Source organism: Comamonas testosteroni, assembly GCF_000761245.1.
GTDB classification, from domain to species: Bacteria; Pseudomonadota; Gammaproteobacteria; order Burkholderiales; family Burkholderiaceae_C; genus Comamonas; species Comamonas testosteroni_C.
On sequence record NZ_AWOR01000032.1, the window covers coordinates 132,495 to 150,205 of the forward strand.

The window sequence follows — 17,711 nt, forward strand, 5'->3', positions numbered from 1 at the left end:
GCCTCCGTTTTACAACACCGCAGATTCGATTTCAGCCATGGTCTGATGGCGCACATCCTTGCCCTCGACCAGGTAGATGATCAGCTCGGCCACGTTCTTGGAGTGGTCGCCGATACGCTCGATGGCCTTGGCCAGGAACAGCAGGTCCAGACTGGCGGAGATGGTGCGCGGATCTTCCATCATGTAGGTGATGAGCTTGCGCACAAAACCATCGAACTCCTCGTCGATCAGATCGTCTTCACGCAAGATGGCAACCGCCGCCTTGGTGTCCAGTCGGGCAAAGGCATCCAGGGTCTTGCGCAGCAGCTCGGAAGCCATCTGGGCAGCCATGCGCAACTCGCCGCTGGGCAGCGAACGGGCAGCACCGCTTTCGATGATGGACTTGACCATACGGGCCATCTTGCAGGCTTCGTCGCCCATGCGCTCCAGGTTGGCCGTGGCCTTGGAGAAGGCGATCAGCAGGCGCAGGTCGCGGGCCGTGGGCTGGCGGCGCGCAATGATGGACGACAGCTCATGGTCGATCTCGACCTCCATGGCGTTGACGCGCTGCTCGGTGCTGATGACCTGCTCAACCGCCTCGGTGCTGAAACTGGTCAGTGCATAGACGGCATTGCTGATCTGCGACTCGACCAGACCGCCAAGCTCCATGACGCGGGCCGAGACACGATTGAGTTCGGAGTCGAACTGCGTGGACAAATGTTTTTCTGTCATTTTTAAGTCCTTAGCCGAAGCGGCCTGTGATGTAGTCTTCCGTTTCCTTGCGCTGGGGCTTGAAGAACATTTTTTCGGTGTCGCCGAACTCCACCAGATCCCCCAGATACATATAGGCCGTGTAATCGCTGCAACGGGCGGCCTGCTGCATGTTGTGTGTCACGATGACCACGGTGTAGTCGTTCTTCAGCTCCGCAATCAGCTCCTCGATCTTGGCCGTGGAGATGGGGTCCAGCGCCGAGCAGGGCTCGTCCAGCAGCAGCACCTCGGGCTTGATGGCAATGCCGCGCGCGATACACAGACGCTGCTGCTGACCGCCAGACAAGCCCGATCCGCTTTGCTGCAGCTTGTCCTTGACTTCATTCCACAGCGCAGCCTTGCGCAGTGCCCACTCCACGCGGTCATCCATGTCCGAGGCGTTGAGACTCTCGAACAGCTTCACGCCGAAAGCGATGTTGTCATAGATGGACATCGGGAACGGCGTGGGCTTCTGGAACACCATGCCGACCTTGGCACGAATCAGTGCCACATCCTGCTTGCTGGTCAGCAGGTTGTCGCCGTCCAGCATGATCTGACCTTCGGCGCGCTGCTCGGGATAGAGCTCGAACATGCGGTTGAACGTGCGCAGCAGCGTGGACTTGCCGCAGCCCGAGGGGCCGATGAAGGCCGTGACCTTCTTCTCGGGAATATCGAGATTGATGTTTTTCAGCGCGTGAAACTTGCCGTAGTAGAAGTTCAGGTCGCGCACGGCCAGCTTGATGTTGGCGGGAGCAGTGGTTGCAGTCATGATCTTGAACTTTCGAATTACTTCTGGCGGGTGATGAAACGCGCCAGGATATTCAGACCCAGCACAGCCATAGTGATAAGGAAGACACCGGCCCAGGCCAGTTGCTGCCAGTTCTCATACGGGCTCATGGCAAATTTGAAGATGGTGACCGGCAGGCTAGCCATGGGCTTGCTCATGTCGGCATTCCAGAACTGGTTGTTCAGAGCCGTGAACAGCAGCGGAGCGGTCTCGCCAGCAATACGGGCCACGGCCAGCAGCACACCGGTGATCACGCCGGCGCGGGCTGCGCGCAAGGTCACCATGATGATGACCTTCCACTTGGGCGTACCCAGCGCATAAGCCGCTTCACGCAGGCTGGCGGGAACCAGCACCAGCATGTTTTCCGTGGTACGGATGACCACGGGAATCACGATCAGCGCCAGCGCGATCACTCCGGCCATGCCGGAGAAGCTCTTGAAGCGCACCACCACCACGGTGTAGACGAACAGACCGATGACGATGGAGGGGGCCGACAGCAAAATGTCGTTGACGAAACGCGTGGTGGAAGCCAGCCAGCTCTTTTTGTCGTACTCGGCCAGATAGACGCCGGCCATCACGCCGATCGGCGTGCCCACGAAAGTAGCCAGCGTCACTATCATCAGCGAGCCCCAGATGGCGTTGGCAATGCCGCCCTCTTCGTTGGGCGGAGGCGTCATCTGCGAAAACAGGGCGAAGTTCAGACCGCCCACGCCCTGGCGAATGGTTTCCCAGAGAATCCAGACCAGCCAGAAGACACCGAACAGCATGGCGGCCATGGACAGGGTCAGCGCAACCTGATTGAGGTGCTTGCGCTTGTTGTATCTGGCCTGACGCACCGCAGCCAGGTCGGCCGCATCGAGCATCTTGGCGGAGGTAGAGGTCGGGCTCATGAGCGGGCTCCTTCGTTCTTCTGCAGGCGGTTGAGCAGCACCTTGGAGCAGGCCAGCACCACAAAGGTGATGAAGAACAGCACCAGACCCAGATAGATCAGCGATGCCTGATGCAGGCCTTCGCCTGCCTCGGCAAACTCATTGGCCAAGGCCGAGGTGATGCTGTTCGCAGCCTCGAACACGGACAGGGAGTTGAGCTGGTTCATGTTGCCGATCACAAAAGTCACGGCCATGGTCTCGCCCAGTGCGCGGCCCAGGCCCAGCATGACGCCGCCCAGCACGCCGGTCTTGGTATAGGGCAGCACCACTTTCCAGACCACTTCCCAGGTCGTGGAGCCCAGACCGTAGGCCGACTCCTTGAGCAGCGCCGGCGTGACTTCGAACACATCGCGCATCACGGAGGCGATGAAGGGGATGATCATGATGGCCAAAATGATGCCGGCCGACAAAATACCGATACCCACGGGAGGGCCGGAGACAAAAGCGCCCAGATAGGGCACGCCGGTCAGCAGGTTCTGCAAAGGCTGCTGCACATAGGTGGCCAGCACGGGGCCGAACACCATCAGGCCCCACATGCCATAAACAATGGAGGGAACTGCGGCCAGCAACTCGATGGCAGTGCCCAGAGGACGCTTGAGCCAGGCGGGCGAGAGTTCCGTCAGAAACAGGGCAATACCGAAGCTCACGGGCACTGCAATGATGAGCGCGATGGCCGACGTGGCCAGCGTGCCGTATATCATGACCAGGCCGCCGTACCGATTCTGGACAGGGTCCCAGACACTGCTGGTCAGAAAGCCCAGACCATATTCCGCAATGGCGGGCCAGGCGCCGACGATCAGCGAACCCATGATGGCCAGCAGCAGCACCAGCGTCAAAATTGCTGCACTGCGCGCCAGGCCACCAAACAAACGATCCGCCATACGTCCCGAGATCATCGGAGCACGTGGCGGAGAAGGAGAGCGTCGCTTGGCAGCATCGGTGGAGGCAGCAGCCAGCGAACTTGAGGGCGACGTAGTGGACACGTGAGCGCCTTTATTCGCAAAGGGTTGAAACAAGCAGCGGAGATGCCGTCCGGCACGGCAGTCCGCTGCTCACTGATTACAAGGGATTACTTGGCGACAACCTTGCCCGAAGTGTCCTTGATGTCGTTCCAGGACTTGTAGATCACGTTCTTGACGGAGTCGGGCATGGGCACGTAGTCCAGATCGGCGGCAGTCTTGTCACCTTGCTTGTAGGCCCACTCGAAGAACTTCAGCGAAGTGGTGGCCTGGGCGGGCTTGTCCTGAGTCTTGTGCATCAGGATGAAGGTGGCCGAGGTGATGGGCCAGGCGCTCTTGCCGGGCTGGTTGGTCAGGATCTGGTAGAAGCTCTTGGCCCAGTCGGCACCGGCAGCGGCAGCCTTGAAGGTATCGTCGTCAGGAGAGACGAATGCGCCTTCCTTGTTCTGCAGCTGCGTGTAGGTCAGCTTGTTTTGCTTCACATAGGCGTACTCGACGTAGCCGATGGAGTTGGGCAGACGGCCCACAAAGGCGGCAACGCCTTCGTTACCCTTGCCGCCGGCACCGGTGGGCCAGTTCACGGCCGTGCCTTCGCCGACCTTGTCTTTCCACTCGGTGTTGACCTTGGAGAGGTAGTTGGTGAAGCCGAAGGTGGTGCCGGAGCCGTCGGCGCGGCGCACGGGAGCGATGGCGGCGTCAGGCAGCGCCACACCGGGGTTCAAAGCCGTGATGGCGGCGTCATTCCACTTTGTGATCTTGCCCAGGTAGATGTCGCCCAGCACCTGGCCCGACAGCTTCAGCTGGCCGGGAGCCACGCCTTTGATGTTGACCACGGGAACAATGCCACCGATCACGGTGGGGAACTGCAGCAGGCCCTTCTTCTGCAGCTCTTCATCGGTCAGGGGAGCGTCCGAGGCACCGAAGTCCACGGTCTTGGCATCGATCTGCTTGACACCGGCGCTGGAGCCCACGGACTGGTAGTTAATCTTGACGCCAGTGGCCTTGTGATAGTCGGCAGCCCACTTGGAATACAGAGGGGCCGGGAAGCTCGCACCAGCACCTGTGGCTTCCTGGCTGGCGTTGGCAATACCCGCTGCAGACAGAGCACCAGCCACCAGAACGTGAATCAAGGACAACTTCATGAAACGACCTCTTAGGGTTGAAAGATTCGATGGAGTGAACTTTAAAAACCTTTTATGACAAGGTCGTGACACGAAAATTTCAAGGCGCAACCGAGTGAAAGAGCTCCCAAGCAGTCATGCGAGTGTCATATTTCATTCGCAAACTGCTGAGCCTTGAGCCGCAGACTCGACCCGGGTAACAGCTTGTCGCAAGGCTGAAGTCTGATCGCCGACAATGTATGACATAGTCTGTCACACAGCGTGACAGCACCCTGGCGGCCCAACCCGGCAAATACCTGCAAATACCTGACTTGGCAGAGGTTGAACCCAGCGCCCCACAAGCTCGATGACGGCCCGTATTGCATATTCCACTGCCCAGTGCATGTGTCGCCAGTTCCATCACGCTCATGCTCTGCCCGTGCCCCAACCCGCATAACAACAACGCATTGATTGGCTCAGAAATGGCTCCTGAATCGCTGCTTGCCGCCGTAGACCTTGGCTCCAATAGTTTTCGCCTTGAAATAGGCCGCATCGGCTCGCATCAACGCATCGAGCGTGTGGAATATCTCAAGGAAACCGTACGCCAGGGCAACGGCCTGAACTCGCGCCAGGAACTCTCGCGCGAAGCCATGGAACGCGGCTGGGACTGCCTGGCACGCTTTGGCGAGCGCCTCAGGGGCTTCGATGCCACGCATGTCCGAGCCGTCGCCACCCAGACCCTGCGCGAGGCCCTGAATGCCGACGAATTCGTGACGCGCGGCAGCCAGTTGCTGGGCTTTCCCATCGAAGTCATCCCCGGCGAGGAGGAAGCCCGGCTCATCTATCGCGGCGTGGCCAGCTCGCTGCCGCCCAGCCAGCAAAAGCGCCTGGTCATCGACATTGGCGGACGCTCCACCGAAATCATCATCGGCCAACACAGCCAGCCTCTGCAAGTGGCGTCGTTCGCGCTGGGCAGCGTCTCCTGGAGCAGCCGCTTCTTCAGCGATGGCGCATTGAGCAAGGCCAACTTCCAGGCCGCCGTTGCCGCGGCCAAGCAATGCCTGGCCCATGCGCAGTTCGCCTACCCGGGCACGGCCTGGGACTGCGCCTACGCCTCTTCGGGCACGGCCAATGCCGTGGCCGATGCCCTGACGGCACAGGGCCTGGATGGACAGGTGATCACGCCCGCCAAGCTGCGCCACCTCTACGAGATGCTGCTGGACATCGGCCATGTGGAGCGCCTGCGCATGCCGGGCCTCAAGGAAGATCGCCGCCCCGTGGTCGCAGGCGGCATCAGCGTGATGATGGCCGTGGTCGATCTGCTGGGCATTACCGAGCTGGAAGTCGCCCAGGGCGCACTGCGCCAGGGAGCTTTGCACGACCTGCTCGAGCATGAGCCCCCGGCCGACAAGGAAGCGGCGGAAGTCGGCGCCCTGCAGCTGGACTTCGGCGTGGACGTACCCCATGCCCAGCGCGTGCAGCGCATCGCCTGCGAGCTGTACCGGCAAATCCTGCCTGGGGAAAGCGCTACGCAGAACCCCCAGGCCCTGGCCATTGCGGCGCAGCTGCACGAGGTGGGCATGCGCGTGGCACTGAGCAACTACCATCGCCACGGCGCCTATATCGTCGAGCATTGCGGTCTGGCCACCTGGGAGCCCGAGCTGCGCCAGCGCATCTGCCAGCTGGTGCTCGGCCACCAGGGCAAGCTGCGCAAGCTGGAAGACGCCATTGAGCAGCCGCAGCTGGCCCTGCCGCTGATGGCACTGCGCATTGCCGTGCAGTTGAGCCATACCCGCCGCGACCCTGACATGCAGGGCATACAGATCAAGCGCTCGGGCTCGGAATGCAAGCTCTCCACTCCTTCGGGCTGGATGCTGACCTACCCGCAGTCCGCCCGCCTGCTCGAAGAGGAAGCCATTGCATGGAGCAAGACGCCCTGGAGCCTCAAGCTACAGCTGCGCTGATATCACCAGACAGGCCGTCGCGGCCTGCAAAAGGCAAAGGGACTGCGAGGCAGTCCCTTTTTTGCATTCGGTCTTCAAAAAGAGAGCTGTAAGCGCCTATCAGATAAAGATTTCAGCATGAAAAGTATCTGAAATCCTTTACTACCAAGCGCAACCAGCTCCTTATTTGATAACTCAGAGGCTTTTGCCGCCGTAGCGCACCATCAGGGCCTGCTGGGCACCCTTGCCCTCCAGCGGACGCGCGGGCTTTTGGTAAGTGCCCGAGGCGTCCAGCGTCCAGGCATCGCGGTCGTCGCCCAGATAGGCCACCAGGCACTCGTCGATCACGCGCTGGCGCAGCTTTTTGTCCAGCACCGGCCAGGCCAGCTCCACACGGCTGAGCATATTGCGATTCATCCAGTCGGCACTGGACAGCAGCAGCTCTTCTTCCTGGCCCCAGGCAAAGTAGAAGACGCGCGAATGCTCCAGAAAACGGCCGATGATGGAGCGCACGCGGATATTGTCCGTCACGCCCGGGCGCTGTGCCGGCAGCATGCAGGAGCCACGCACGATGAGATCGATCTGCGCCCCCTTGCGGCCGGCCTCGACCAGGGCGCGAATCAGGGGCTCGTCGGTCAGCGCATTCATCTTGAGCACCATGCGTGCCTTCTCGCCGCGCGCCGCTGCGGCGGCCACCAGGCCGATCAGCTCCAGCATGCGGTTTTGCAAGTGGAACGGCGCCATGACCAGCTTTTGCAGCTTGGGCATGGTGTTGTGGCTGGAGAGATGGCGGAACACCGCATCCATATCTGCCGTGATCTCGTCATCGCAGGTCAGCTGGCTGATGTCGGTGTACAGACGCGCGCTGCGGGCGTTGTAGTTGCCCGTGGACAGATGGGCATAGCGCTTGAGCTGGTTGTTGCGCTTTTCACGGCGCGTGATGAGCAGCATCTTGGCGTGGGTCTTGAGACCGACCACGCCGTACACCACCTGCACGCCCAGCGATTCCAGCTTTTCCGCCCAGTTGATGTTGGCCTCTTCGTCAAAGCGCGCCTTGAGCTCCAGCACGGCCAGCACCTCCTTGCCGCGGCTCACGGCCTCGGCCAGCAGGCTCATGATCTCGGAGTCAGTGCCCGTGCGGTAGATGGTCTGCTTGATGGCCAGCACCTGCGGATCGTTCACAGCCTCGCGCAGCAGCTCCAGCACGCCATCGAAACTCTCGAAGGGCTGGTGGATGATGATATCGCTCTTGCGCATCTGCGCCAGGATGGAGCGGCCGGGCACGAGCTGCGTGGGCCAGGCCGGCTTCCACTTGGGAAACAACAGGGCCGGGTCGTCGACCAGATCGATCAGCTGCATCTGGCGCACCAGATTGACCGGCCCCTTGACGCGGAACAGCGCCTCGGCCGGCAGGCCGTATTGCTCCAGCAGCAGATCCGAAAGCACCACCGAGCATGAGGAAGACACCTCCAGGCGCACCGCCTGGCCGTAATGGCGGTGGTGCAGGCCCTGGCGCAGGGCCATGCGCAGATCCACCACATCGTCCTCGTCCACGGCCAGATCGGAGTGACGTGTGGCACGGAACTGCGAGAACTCCGATACTTCGCGCCCCGGGAACAGCTCAGCCAGGTGGGCACGCACCACGCTGGAGATGCTGACAAACAGCTTTTGCTTGCCCGAGATCTTCTCGGGCAGGCGGATCAGGCGCGGCAAGGCACGCGGCACCTTGACGATGGCCACTTCATTGGCCCTCCCGAAGGCATCCACGCCATTGAGGCGCACGATGAAATTCAGGGCCTTGTTGGCGACCTGCGGGAAAGGATGCGACGGATCCAGCCCCACCGGCATCAGCAGGGGCTGCACCTCGCGCATGAAGTACTCGCGCACCCATTTGCGCTGCGCCACGCTGCGCTCGCCGTGCGAGACCAGGCGAATCGCATGCTTGTCGAACGCGGGAATGATGGCCTGGTTGTAGAGCTGGTACTGCTTGGCGACCAGACCGTGGGCCGTGGCCATCAACCGCTCGAAGCTGGCGCGCGAGTAGGTGCCCTGCTCGTCGCCCACCTTGGCGGCCGAGACATGAGGGGCGCAGCGCACCTCAAACCACTCGTCGAGATTGGAGGACACGATGCACAGATAGCGCAAGCGCTCGAGCAGCGGCACATCCTCGCGCTCGGCCCAGCTCAGCACGCGCTCATTGAAGACCAGAATGCTTTGATCGCGGTCCAGCAGCTCCAGAGTCGGCTCGATCACAGGCGGCATGGCTACCTCGTTCTTGGACGCCGCTCGGCGTCGGCGCGGCGCTTTGGCAGGGGCAGAAGAAACCGGTATCGCAGCGTCAGAAACGACACCGGGCACACCATGGTGCCCGGCCGCCCCGGCTTGCGCAACTGCAGCCGGCTCGCTTGCGGAGTTGACGAGCGCTGTCGTCACTGGAGGCACAAGCGAGATGTGCGCCAGCCCCCGGGAGACAGGCCCCGCCTCATGCGCCTGAGCGTCGGTCTGCGAGGTCACTGGGGAAACTGCAGCCGGATCCTGCCCTGAAGAAGAAGTGATGGAAGCGGAAAAAAAAGAGTCGGAACCAGGTACGGATTGGGACATGTGGCAGCAGCCTGCGAAAGCTTGAAGCGCCCCTGAGGGCATGTCCGCAGTCTGCCCATGGTTTGTGACAATTAGATGACCAAAAGATGACTGTCATCGTTGTTCATGACAGTCATCAGGGTTTGCACACCGTCAGCTGGCCCTGACCACCTCGGCCAGACGCTCGGCACAGTTGCTGGCCATATCCGCGCTCCTGGCCTCGACCATGACTCGCACCAGAGGCTCGGTACCACTGGGACGGATCAGCACACGGCCGTCACTGCCCAGCAGCTTCTCGACCGCTGCCTGCTCACCAGGCAGCTTGGCGTTGCTCTTCCAGTCCTGACCAGGCTGCAAGCGCACATTGATCATGACCTGAGGGAACAGCTGCACGGACTCCAGCCACTGGGCAATGGTCTTCTTCGAGCGCACGCAGGCCTGCAGCACCTGCAGTGCGCTGACCAGGCCGTCACCGGTCGTATGCTTGTCCAGCGCCAGCAGATGGCCCGAGCTTTCACCGCCCAGCTGCCAGCCCTTGGCATTGAGCGCTTCCAGCACATAGCGGTCTCCCACCTTGGCACGGACAAAACCCACGCCCTGCTCCTTGAGCGCTTGCTCCACCGCCATATTGGTCATCAGGGTTCCCGCCACCCCGCTGACCACGTCGCCGCGAGCCAGGCGATCGGCCGCCATGAGATAGAGCAGTTCGTCGCCGTTGTAGAGACGGCCTTGCGCATCGACCAGCTGCAGGCGGTCGGCATCGCCGTCCAGCGCCACGCCATAGTCGGCATTGTTGGCTCGCACGGCCCTGACCAGCGCCTCGGGATGGGTCGCGCCGACTCCCTCGTTGATGTTCAGTCCGTCCGGGGAGCAGCCGATTTCCACCACATTGGCACCCAGCTCGTGAAAGACCTTGGGAGCAATCTGATAGGCCGCGCCATGAGCCGCGTCCACAACAACCTTCAGGCCGCGCAACGACAGGCTGTGATCGAAAGTGCTTTTGCAGAACTCGATATAACGGCCGGCGGCATCGGCCAGACGTCGCGCCTTGCCCAAAGAGGCTGAATCCACCCAGACGGGGTCTTCCTTGAGAGCGGCTTCCACATCCTCTTCCCAGGAATCAGGCAGCTTGGTGCCCTCGGCACTGAAGAACTTGATGCCGTTGTCATAAAACGGGTTGTGGCTGGCACTGATCACCACCCCCAGGCTGGCGCGCTGGGCGCGCGTCAGATAGGCCACGCCCGGTGTCGGCAATGGGCCAAGCAACATGACATCGACACCGGCAGAGTTGAAGCCCGACTCGAGCGCACTCTCCAGCATGTAGCCAGAGATGCGGGTGTCCTTGCCGATCAGCACCAGGGGGCGCTCTTGCGTGCGGCGCAACACGCGTCCCACGGCATGCGCCAGGCGCAGGGCGAAGTCAGGCGTAATGGGCGACTTGCCCACCGTGCCGCGAATCCCGTCGGTACCGAAGTACTGTCGTGTCATATTCTCGTTGTCCTTTTCAGATTCAATGCTCTGTCATCAGGCCTGCAGCGCTTGCGCATCATGCATCGCCTGCCAGACTGCCAGCGCAGCCACCGTATCCTTCACATCGTGGACACGCACAATTTTGGCCCCACGTTCGACCGCCAGCAATGCAGCCGCGACGCTGGGCACCATGCGCTGATCCACAGGCAGGCCGCTCACCTGCCCCAGGGAGCCCTTGCGCGACCAGCCTGCCAGCAGGGGGAAGTCTAGGCCCAGCAGCTCACGCTGATGTGCAAGCAAGGCAAAATTTTGTACCACGCTCTTGCCGAAACCAATACCGTAATCCCAGGCAATGCGCGAGCGTGCAACGCCCGCATCGAGCAAAGGCTGCGTCACCTGCAGCAGGAAGTCCCGCACTTGAACCACGGCATTGCCCTGCATATGCTCCAGGTGCATGTCTTGCGGGGTCTTGTGCATATGCATCAGGCATACGCCACAGCTGGCGTGCCTGCTCACCACCTCGAAGGCACCGGGCTGGCGCAACGCCCAGATGTCGTTAATGATGTCAGCCCCCAGATCCAGAGACGCGGCCATGACTTCGGGCTTGTAGGTATCGATGGAGACAGGCACGTTGAGCTTGACGGCTTCGCGCAGCACGGGCAGAACGCGAGCCAGCTCGTCTTCGAGGCTCACAGCGGGCGACCCCGGCCTGGTGGACTCGCCACCTATATCCAGAATATGCGCCCCTTGCTCCAGAAGCAGCTCCGCGTGAGCCATGGCCTGAGATACACCGGCATGCCTGCCTCCGTCCGAAAAGGAATCCGGGGTCACATTCACAATGCCCATGACCTGAGGCTTGTCGAGCTGCAAGAGAAAACGCGAGGTTTGCCACTGTTGCGACATAAATCTTCCGATATCTGAGAGTGCAAAAACAAAAGGCCCCTGAGGGACCTTTTGTGTATGAGGCTTGACGCTCAAGCCGTAGTCGGCGAGGGCTCGGCATTCGATGCGGGATTGCCTCCCGAGGAATTGCCACCATCCGATGAAGGTGGGTTGCGAGGCGTCCAGTCCTTGGGAGGACGAGGCTCCTTGCCGGCCATGATGTCGTTGAGCTGCTCGGAGTCGATCGTCTCCCAGTCCAGCATGGCCTTGGCCATGGCGTGCATCTTGTCGCTGTTGTCTTCGATCAGCTTGCGCGCCAGCGCATATTGCTCGTCGATGATGCGACGCACTTCGTCATCCACCTTCTGCATGGTGGATTCGGACAGATTGGAGCCTCGGCTGAAGGTACGACCCAGGAAAGGCTCGCCCTCCTGCTCGGAGTAGACCATGGTGCCCAGCGCATCGCTCATGCCGTAGCGCGTCACCATATCGCGGGCGATCTGGGTCGCACGCTCGAAGTCGTTCGATGCACCAGTCGTCATCTGGTTCATGAACACTTCTTCGGCAATACGTCCGCCAAACAGCATGGCGATCTGGTTGAGCATGTACTCCTTGTCGTAGGAGTAGCGGTCCTTCTCGGGCAGGCTCATGGTCACGCCCAGCGCACGACCGCGCGGGATGATGGTGACCTTGTGCACGGGATCGCACTTGGGCAGCAGCTTGCCGATGAGGGCGTGGCCCGCCTCATGGTAGGCCGTATTGCGGCGCTCTTCCTCTGGCATGACCATGGACTTGCGCTCGGGGCCCATGATGATCTTGTCCTTGGCCTTCTCGAAGTCCTGCATCTCCACGGTGCGTGCATTGCGGCGTGCCGCCATCAGCGCAGCTTCGTTGCAGAGATTGGCCAGATCGGCACCCGACATGCCGGGCGTGCCACGCGCGATGATGGCGGGGTTCACGTCCTGGCCCACGGGAATCTTGCGCATGTGCACGTTCAGAATCTGCTCGCGGCCACGGATATCGGGCAGCGTCACATAGACCTGACGATCGAAGCGACCGGGGCGCAGCAAGGCGGCGTCGAGAATGTCGGGGCGATTGGTTGCAGCCACCACGATCACGCCGAGGTTGGTCTCGAAACCATCCATCTCGACCAGCATCTGGTTCAGAGTCTGCTCGCGCTCGTCGTTGCCGCCGCCCATGCCAGCTCCGCGCTGACGACCGACGGCGTCGATTTCGTCGATGAAGATGATGCAGGGTGCGTTCTTCTTGGCGTTCTCGAACATGTCGCGCACGCGGGCTGCACCCACGCCGACAAACATTTCAACGAAATCGGAACCCGAGATCGAGAAGAAAGGCACTTTGGCCTCGCCAGCGATGGACTTGGCCAGCAGCGTCTTGCCGGTGCCGGGAGGGCCGACCAGCAGCAGACCACGGGGGATGCGGCCGCCGAGCTTCTGGAACTTGTTGGGGTCCTTGAGGAAGTCCACGACTTCCTTGACCTCTTCCTTGGCTTCATCGGCACCAGCCACGTCGGCAAAGGTGACGGTATTGCTGTTCTCGTCGAGCATGCGCGCCTTGGACTTGCCAAAGCTGAAGGCGCCGCCCTTGCCGCCACCCTGCATCTGGCGCATGAAGTACACCCATACGCCGATCAACAGCAGCATGGGGCCCCAGCTCACGAGCAGCGTCATGAGCAGCGAGCCTTCTTCACGCGGCTTGACGTCGAACTTGACGTTGTTGTTGATCAGGTCACCCACCAGACCGCGGTCGAGGTAGGTGGCTGTGGTGCGGATCTTGCGATCATCGGTGGTGGTGGCTACGACCTCGGTACCGCCGCCACCTTCCTGAATGGTGGCGCTCTTGATACGGTTGTTGCGCACTTGCTCCAGGAATTCCGAGTAGCCAACATGAGAGGCACCGCCAGCACCTCGGGTGTCAAACTGTTTGAACACCGTAAACAGCACCATGGCGATGACCAGCCAGACGGCGACTTTTGAAAACCACTGATTGTTCAAGCGGGGCTCCAATGGAATATTCAGACGTAAAGGCCCGGAGGGGACTCCAGACCTAGTTGAGGTTCATTTTAGGTGTTTCAAGCGCCAACGACGCCTATTTCCCCCTATAGCGGCCATAGGCAAGGTATGACCTTGCTGGCAATCGGCCCTAAGCCTGTGTTTTATCAAGGCTTTGCGCTATCAGTTTCACTGGTTTGCTGCAGCAAACCATGAGGTCAAATGCCCCTATGCAAGCCGGCGACTCCGTCAAGAGCCCTACTTGAGACCCATTCCCACGAGAAAAATCTCGGCAGACCGGTCACGCGAAGCCTTGGGCTTGATAGGCTTGACCACCTTGAAGGTCTGCTTGAACAGATCCACCAGCTCGTTATAGCCGCTGCCGTGGAACAACTTGACCACCAGCGCGCCCTCGGGCTTCATGTTGTTGATCGCAAAATCGACTGCCATCTCGATGAGCACCGCAACCCGCGCCCCGTCAGTGGCGCCATGACCCGACAGATTGGGCGCCATATCCGAGACCACCACGTCGGCCTTGCCGCCGCCCATGGCCTCTTCAAGCTGCGCCAGCACCGCCTCTTCACGAAAGTCGCCCTGGATGTAATGCACGCCCTCGATGGGATCCATGGGCAGCAGGTCCAGCGAGATGATGCGGCCGTTGAGTTCGCCCGCAGCCGCACCGCTGGGCGAGAGACGACGGCGCACATACTGACTCCAGGCGCCAGGCGCGCACCCCAGGTCCACCACGGTGTGACCGGGCTGAATCAGCTTGAGCGACTCGTCAATTTCCTTGAGCTTGTAGGCCGCGCGGGCACGATAGCCATCCTTTTGGGCGGCTTTCACATACGGGTCGTTGATGTGATCGTGCAGCCAATTCTTATTGACCTTCTTGCTTTTGGTTTTCGTTTTCATGCCTGAATTCTCGCAGCCTTGATAATACGGGTATGCCCCAAATTGAATTAACTCCCGCGCAGCGCCGGGAACACCGCGCCGAAGCCCACCATCTGGACCCCGTAGTCCTCATCGGTGGCGATGGTCTGACCACTGCCGTTCAAAAGGAAGTGGACGCCGCACTCAATGCCCATGGTCTGATCAAGGTCCGCGTTTTCGGCGACGACCGTGCAGCCCGCGAGCAGATCTATCAACAACTTTGCGACGAGCTCAACGCCGCTCCCATCCAGCACATCGGCAAGCTGCTGGTGCTGTGGCGCCCGATTCCCGAAAAGGAAAAGGCCTTTGACGAAGACCGCATGCCCGGTCCTCGCGACGTCAAGGTGCTCAAGTTCGGCCGCGCCGGCCAGAAGCCCGAAGTCAAACAGCTGCGAGTGCTCGGCAACCAGCGTCTGACCGCCGGCGGCACCATCAAGCGCGCCAAGCCCAAGCAGAAGTCGGTCAAGAAAGGCCGTCAGGACTGATCTGACGATCCGCCCTGTCTGCCCGCCCACCCGCCTTTTTTCTTCGCCTAGACCACCAAGCCATGGCTCAGACCACACAGCAGCAACGCCACATTCTTTGCATGAAATGGGGCACCAAATACGGCCCGGAGTACGTCAACCGACTCTACGCCATGGTGCGCCGCCATCTCAGCGGAGATTTTCGCTTTGTCTGCCTGACCGACAGCACAGAGGGGATTCGCTCCGAAGTGGAGTGCTTCCCCATCCCCGACCTGAACATTCATCTGGCTCCCGGCCAGCGTGACGGCGCCTGGAAGAAGCTCACCACCTTCGAGCGCGACCTGCACGGTCTCAAGGGTCAGGCGCTGTTCCTGGACCTGGATGTGGTGATTGTGGGCAGCCTCGACGAGTTCTTCACGCTGCCCGGCGACTTCCGCATCATTCACGACTATCCGCGTTTCTGGCGCTTTGGCGAACGCATTGTCGGCAACTCTTCGGTCTACCGCTTCGAGCTGGGTGCCCATGCCGATGTGCTGGAGCATTTCCGTGCACACACCGAAGAGATGCGCGCCAAGTACCGAAACGAGCAGGAGTACCTGTCGCACTTTCTGCACAAGCAGGGCAAGCTTGACTACTGGCCTGCAGCCTGGTGCCCCAGCTTCAAGTACTACTGCATTCCGACCTGGCCCACCAACTACTGGAAGGAGCCGGTGCCGCCGACCGATGCACGCATCGTGATCTTCCACGGCGAAGTGAACCCGCCCGATGCCCTGGAAGGCCGTCGCAACAAGCGCTTTCGCCATATCGAGCCCGCCAGGTGGATAGAAAAGGCCTGGGGCTGAGGAACGGCTGCAGTTGCAAGTTGCAGCCTCAAAAACAAAAGGCGTTGACCGCAAGGTTCAACGCCTTTTTTGTGGCCGCATGATTTCATCAACGAGCGGCCGGCATGCCGAACAGGCTCAGCGGTACCTGGCATCGACCAGCGGATGCCCCTTCATGCGCGAGAGAATGGACAGCGGGCTGGCTGCGGGGTTGTATTCGCTGCCTGGCGGCAGAAACAAGGTCTGCTCCAGCATGTACTGCCCCGACATGACGGCATGCACTGCCTGATCGGAGAAGCACACCCAGGTGGAGCCTGCCGCGAAAGGCACGGTTTCCTGGGGAGCATTTTTCTGATAGTCAGGATCACCCTTCATGCCGTCGTGCAGCTGCAGCATCAGATGATCGTATTCGCTGCGATAGGACTTGGTCACATGCAGCAGCTCCAGCGCCTTGGCCTGCCAGGCGCTGTAGGGCTTGGCACGCGGCACAAAACGCTTGGCGACATCGGTGAACGGCTCGCCCACTCGCCAGACCCGGGGCTGACCATCCGGGTTGACATTGGTGAACACGCGCAAAATGCGCTCGCCATAGTTGGGCCGCGAAGGAAAGGCATCCACATGCATGCGCTTGTCGTCCGCACGCCAGGACTGCGCCCGCGTTTCCACCTGCGAGGGGCGGTAACTGGTGGGTGCCATGCGTACCACCGGCATGTAGGCAGGAAACAGGCCCGCGATCAGCGCCGTGGCCTGCTCGCGAAAGCGCCCGACCATGCCCGCTACCTGGGCCTGCGTGGACTCGTCGCCTGCAACGCCCTTGATCGAGCCATCCACATTGAGGCTGATATTGCGCGTCTTGGGATCGCGCACATCGGGGCGCAGCAGCGCTTTTTCCTGCTCGGAGAGCTGAAAGCTCAGCTGGGGGAAATACAGCACCTTGCCGGCTTCAACGGCAGCAGTCCATTCATCGCGCCCCTGGACCTTGCTCCAGTCGGTCGCGTCGATTTTTACGATTTGAGATTCCATGGCCTGAGCAGTGTACTCCCCGCAACTGGAGCGGGCTTGCACTGGATCAAGCCGGCTTGCGAGCACCCGCCACACGCCACAGCACGACGGCGGCGCACAGCCACTGCAGCGCATACATGCCGGTGCCTACGCTGTGCCAGAGCCTGAGGTTCTCACGCGCCACGATCTTGGGCGACACGCCATACTGCACCAGCAGCGCCAGCAACATGCCGGCGATCACAAAACCGATAGCTGCTTGCGCCCACTGCTCAAGCTTTTCAGCATGTTTTCGCTTTGAAAGCACCAACAGAAAAGCGCAACATGCTATGGAAATCCAAGTCTGCGCCGCAAACAGCTTGGCTGCCATGAAGCCCGCCAGAGCCGGCGCGGGCAGATGGGCAAACAGCATCGGCACGGCCACAAAGCCAATGGAGCATAGGCTGCCCCACCATAAAGCGGCCAGGAAAACAGGCAAACGCTCGTACATAGTCACGAATCCTTGAACGCGGCACAGCGCCCAGGCCAGAAACATCAAGCAAGGGCAGCCCCGCAGCGAAGATGTTGCCCCCTCCGCTAAGCACAGAGGGGGAAGGCGCGCAGCGCCTCAGGGGGTGCTTAGACGTACTTTACGCCCACGATTTCATAGCGACGCTCGCCGCCCGGTGCCTGCACCACGGCGGTATCGCCCTCTTCCTTGCCGATCAAGGCGCGGGCAATGGGGCTGGACACGTTGATCAGGCCGTGCTTGAGATCGGCCTCGTCCTCGCCCACGATCTGGTAGGTCACGGCCGAGCCGCTGTCTTCATCTTCCAGATCCACGGTCGCACCGAACACCACACGGCCGCCGGCATCCAGCTCGGTCGGGTCAATGACCTGCGCTGCGGACAGCTTGCCTTCGACCTCGATGATGCGACCTTCGATGAAGCCCTGCTGCTCCTTCGCGGATTCGTATTCGGCGTTTTCGCTCAAGTCACCCTGAGCACGGGCCTCTGCAATGGCTTGAATGACCGCGGGACGATCCACAGTCTTCAGGCGTTGCAGTTCCACCTTGAGCTTTTCTGCTCCGCGCTTGGTGATTGGGATGGTGGCCATGATCGAGTCTC

16 protein-coding genes are annotated in these 17,711 nt (G+C 61.1%); 3 read left to right on the plus strand and 13 right to left on the minus strand.

What is annotated here, in order from left to right; genetic code table 11:
* Positions 1 to 9 precede the first annotated feature (9 nt).
* From phoU to pstS, 5 genes are all read right to left on the minus strand, one after another.
* Complete coding sequence (phoU, locus tag P353_RS07305) at positions 10 to 711, minus strand: phosphate signaling complex protein PhoU (protein WP_003067322.1); 702 nt, start codon at positions 709 to 711, stop codon at positions 10 to 12.
* A 10-nt stretch (positions 712 to 721) separates the two neighbouring features.
* A complete protein-coding gene (pstB, locus tag P353_RS07310) occupies positions 722 to 1,498 on the minus strand; it encodes a phosphate ABC transporter ATP-binding protein PstB (RefSeq protein ID WP_034367308.1) in 777 nt (258 codons plus the stop codon).
* A gap of 17 nt (positions 1,499 to 1,515) precedes the next feature.
* Entirely contained in the window at positions 1,516 to 2,406 is an 891-nt protein-coding gene (gene pstA, locus P353_RS07315) for a phosphate ABC transporter permease PstA (protein ID WP_034367311.1), read from the minus strand.
* Positions 2,403 to 3,341, minus strand: a complete 939-nt coding sequence (gene pstC / locus P353_RS07320; protein ID WP_034367314.1) for a phosphate ABC transporter permease subunit PstC — start codon at positions 3,339 to 3,341, stop codon at positions 2,403 to 2,405. The genes pstA and pstC overlap by 4 nt, the downstream gene beginning before the upstream one ends.
* A 173-nt stretch (positions 3,342 to 3,514) precedes the next feature.
* Positions 3,515 to 4,546 carry a phosphate ABC transporter substrate-binding protein PstS gene (gene pstS, locus P353_RS07325; RefSeq protein WP_034367317.1) on the minus strand — a complete coding sequence of 344 codons (1,032 nt, stop codon included), beginning with the start codon at positions 4,544 to 4,546 and terminating at the stop codon, positions 3,515 to 3,517.
* A 440-nt stretch (positions 4,547 to 4,986) separates the two neighbouring features.
* Here pstS and P353_RS07330 point away from each other — a divergent pair, with 440 nt between their 5' ends.
* Positions 4,987 to 6,468: a Ppx/GppA phosphatase family protein gene (locus P353_RS07330; RefSeq protein WP_034367319.1), complete on the plus strand. Its 1,482-nt coding sequence runs from the start codon at positions 4,987 to 4,989 to the stop codon at positions 6,466 to 6,468.
* 174 nt (positions 6,469 to 6,642) lie between these two features.
* On the opposite strand, the gene ppk1 is transcribed toward P353_RS07330, so the two are convergent.
* The 5 genes from ppk1 to P353_RS07355 all read right to left on the minus strand — a co-directional run bounded on the left by ppk1 (position 6,643) and on the right by P353_RS07355 (position 14,303).
* A complete protein-coding gene (gene ppk1, locus P353_RS07335; protein WP_034367321.1) occupies positions 6,643 to 8,709 on the minus strand; it encodes a polyphosphate kinase 1 in 2,067 nt (688 codons plus the stop codon).
* A 471-nt stretch (positions 8,710 to 9,180) separates the two neighbouring features.
* The gene (gene glmM / locus P353_RS07340; protein ID WP_034367324.1) at positions 9,181 to 10,515 is read right to left on the minus strand and encodes a phosphoglucosamine mutase; all 1,335 of its coding nucleotides are present in this window, start codon (positions 10,513 to 10,515) and stop codon (positions 9,181 to 9,183) included.
* A gap of 36 nt (positions 10,516 to 10,551) precedes the next feature.
* A complete protein-coding gene (folP, locus tag P353_RS07345) occupies positions 10,552 to 11,400 on the minus strand; it encodes a dihydropteroate synthase (protein ID WP_034367327.1) in 849 nt (282 codons plus the stop codon).
* 71 nt (positions 11,401 to 11,471) lie between these two features.
* On the minus strand, positions 11,472 to 13,394 hold the full coding sequence (gene ftsH, locus P353_RS07350; protein ID WP_034367419.1) for an ATP-dependent zinc metalloprotease FtsH: 1,923 nt from the start codon (positions 13,392 to 13,394) through the stop codon (positions 11,472 to 11,474).
* A 255-nt stretch (positions 13,395 to 13,649) separates the two neighbouring features.
* A complete protein-coding gene (locus tag P353_RS07355) occupies positions 13,650 to 14,303 on the minus strand; it encodes an RlmE family RNA methyltransferase (RefSeq protein ID WP_034367329.1) in 654 nt (217 codons plus the stop codon).
* 32 nt (positions 14,304 to 14,335) lie between these two features.
* On the opposite strand from P353_RS07355, the gene P353_RS07360 reads away from it, so the two are divergent.
* Positions 14,336 to 14,806, plus strand: coding sequence for a YhbY family RNA-binding protein (locus P353_RS07360; protein ID WP_003067342.1), 471 nt, complete (start codon positions 14,336 to 14,338; stop codon positions 14,804 to 14,806).
* A 62-nt stretch (positions 14,807 to 14,868) separates the two neighbouring features.
* Entirely contained in the window at positions 14,869 to 15,627 is a 759-nt protein-coding gene (locus P353_RS07365) for a glycosyl transferase (protein WP_034367331.1), read from the plus strand.
* Between the two features lie 117 nt (positions 15,628 to 15,744).
* Here the strand turns inward: P353_RS07365 and P353_RS07370 are convergent, their stop codons facing one another.
* The 3 genes from P353_RS07370 to greA all read right to left on the minus strand — a co-directional run bounded on the left by P353_RS07370 (position 15,745) and on the right by greA (position 17,700).
* On the minus strand, positions 15,745 to 16,629 hold the full coding sequence (locus P353_RS07370; protein ID WP_034367334.1) for a Kdo hydroxylase family protein: 885 nt from the start codon (positions 16,627 to 16,629) through the stop codon (positions 15,745 to 15,747).
* A 46-nt stretch (positions 16,630 to 16,675) separates the two neighbouring features.
* A complete protein-coding gene (locus P353_RS07375) occupies positions 16,676 to 17,095 on the minus strand; it encodes a DUF4149 domain-containing protein (protein ID WP_034367337.1) in 420 nt (139 codons plus the stop codon).
* 128 nt (positions 17,096 to 17,223) lie between these two features.
* Positions 17,224 to 17,700, minus strand: a complete 477-nt coding sequence (gene greA / locus P353_RS07380; protein ID WP_034367340.1) for a transcription elongation factor GreA — start codon at positions 17,698 to 17,700, stop codon at positions 17,224 to 17,226.
* Positions 17,701 to 17,711 lie beyond the last annotated feature (11 nt).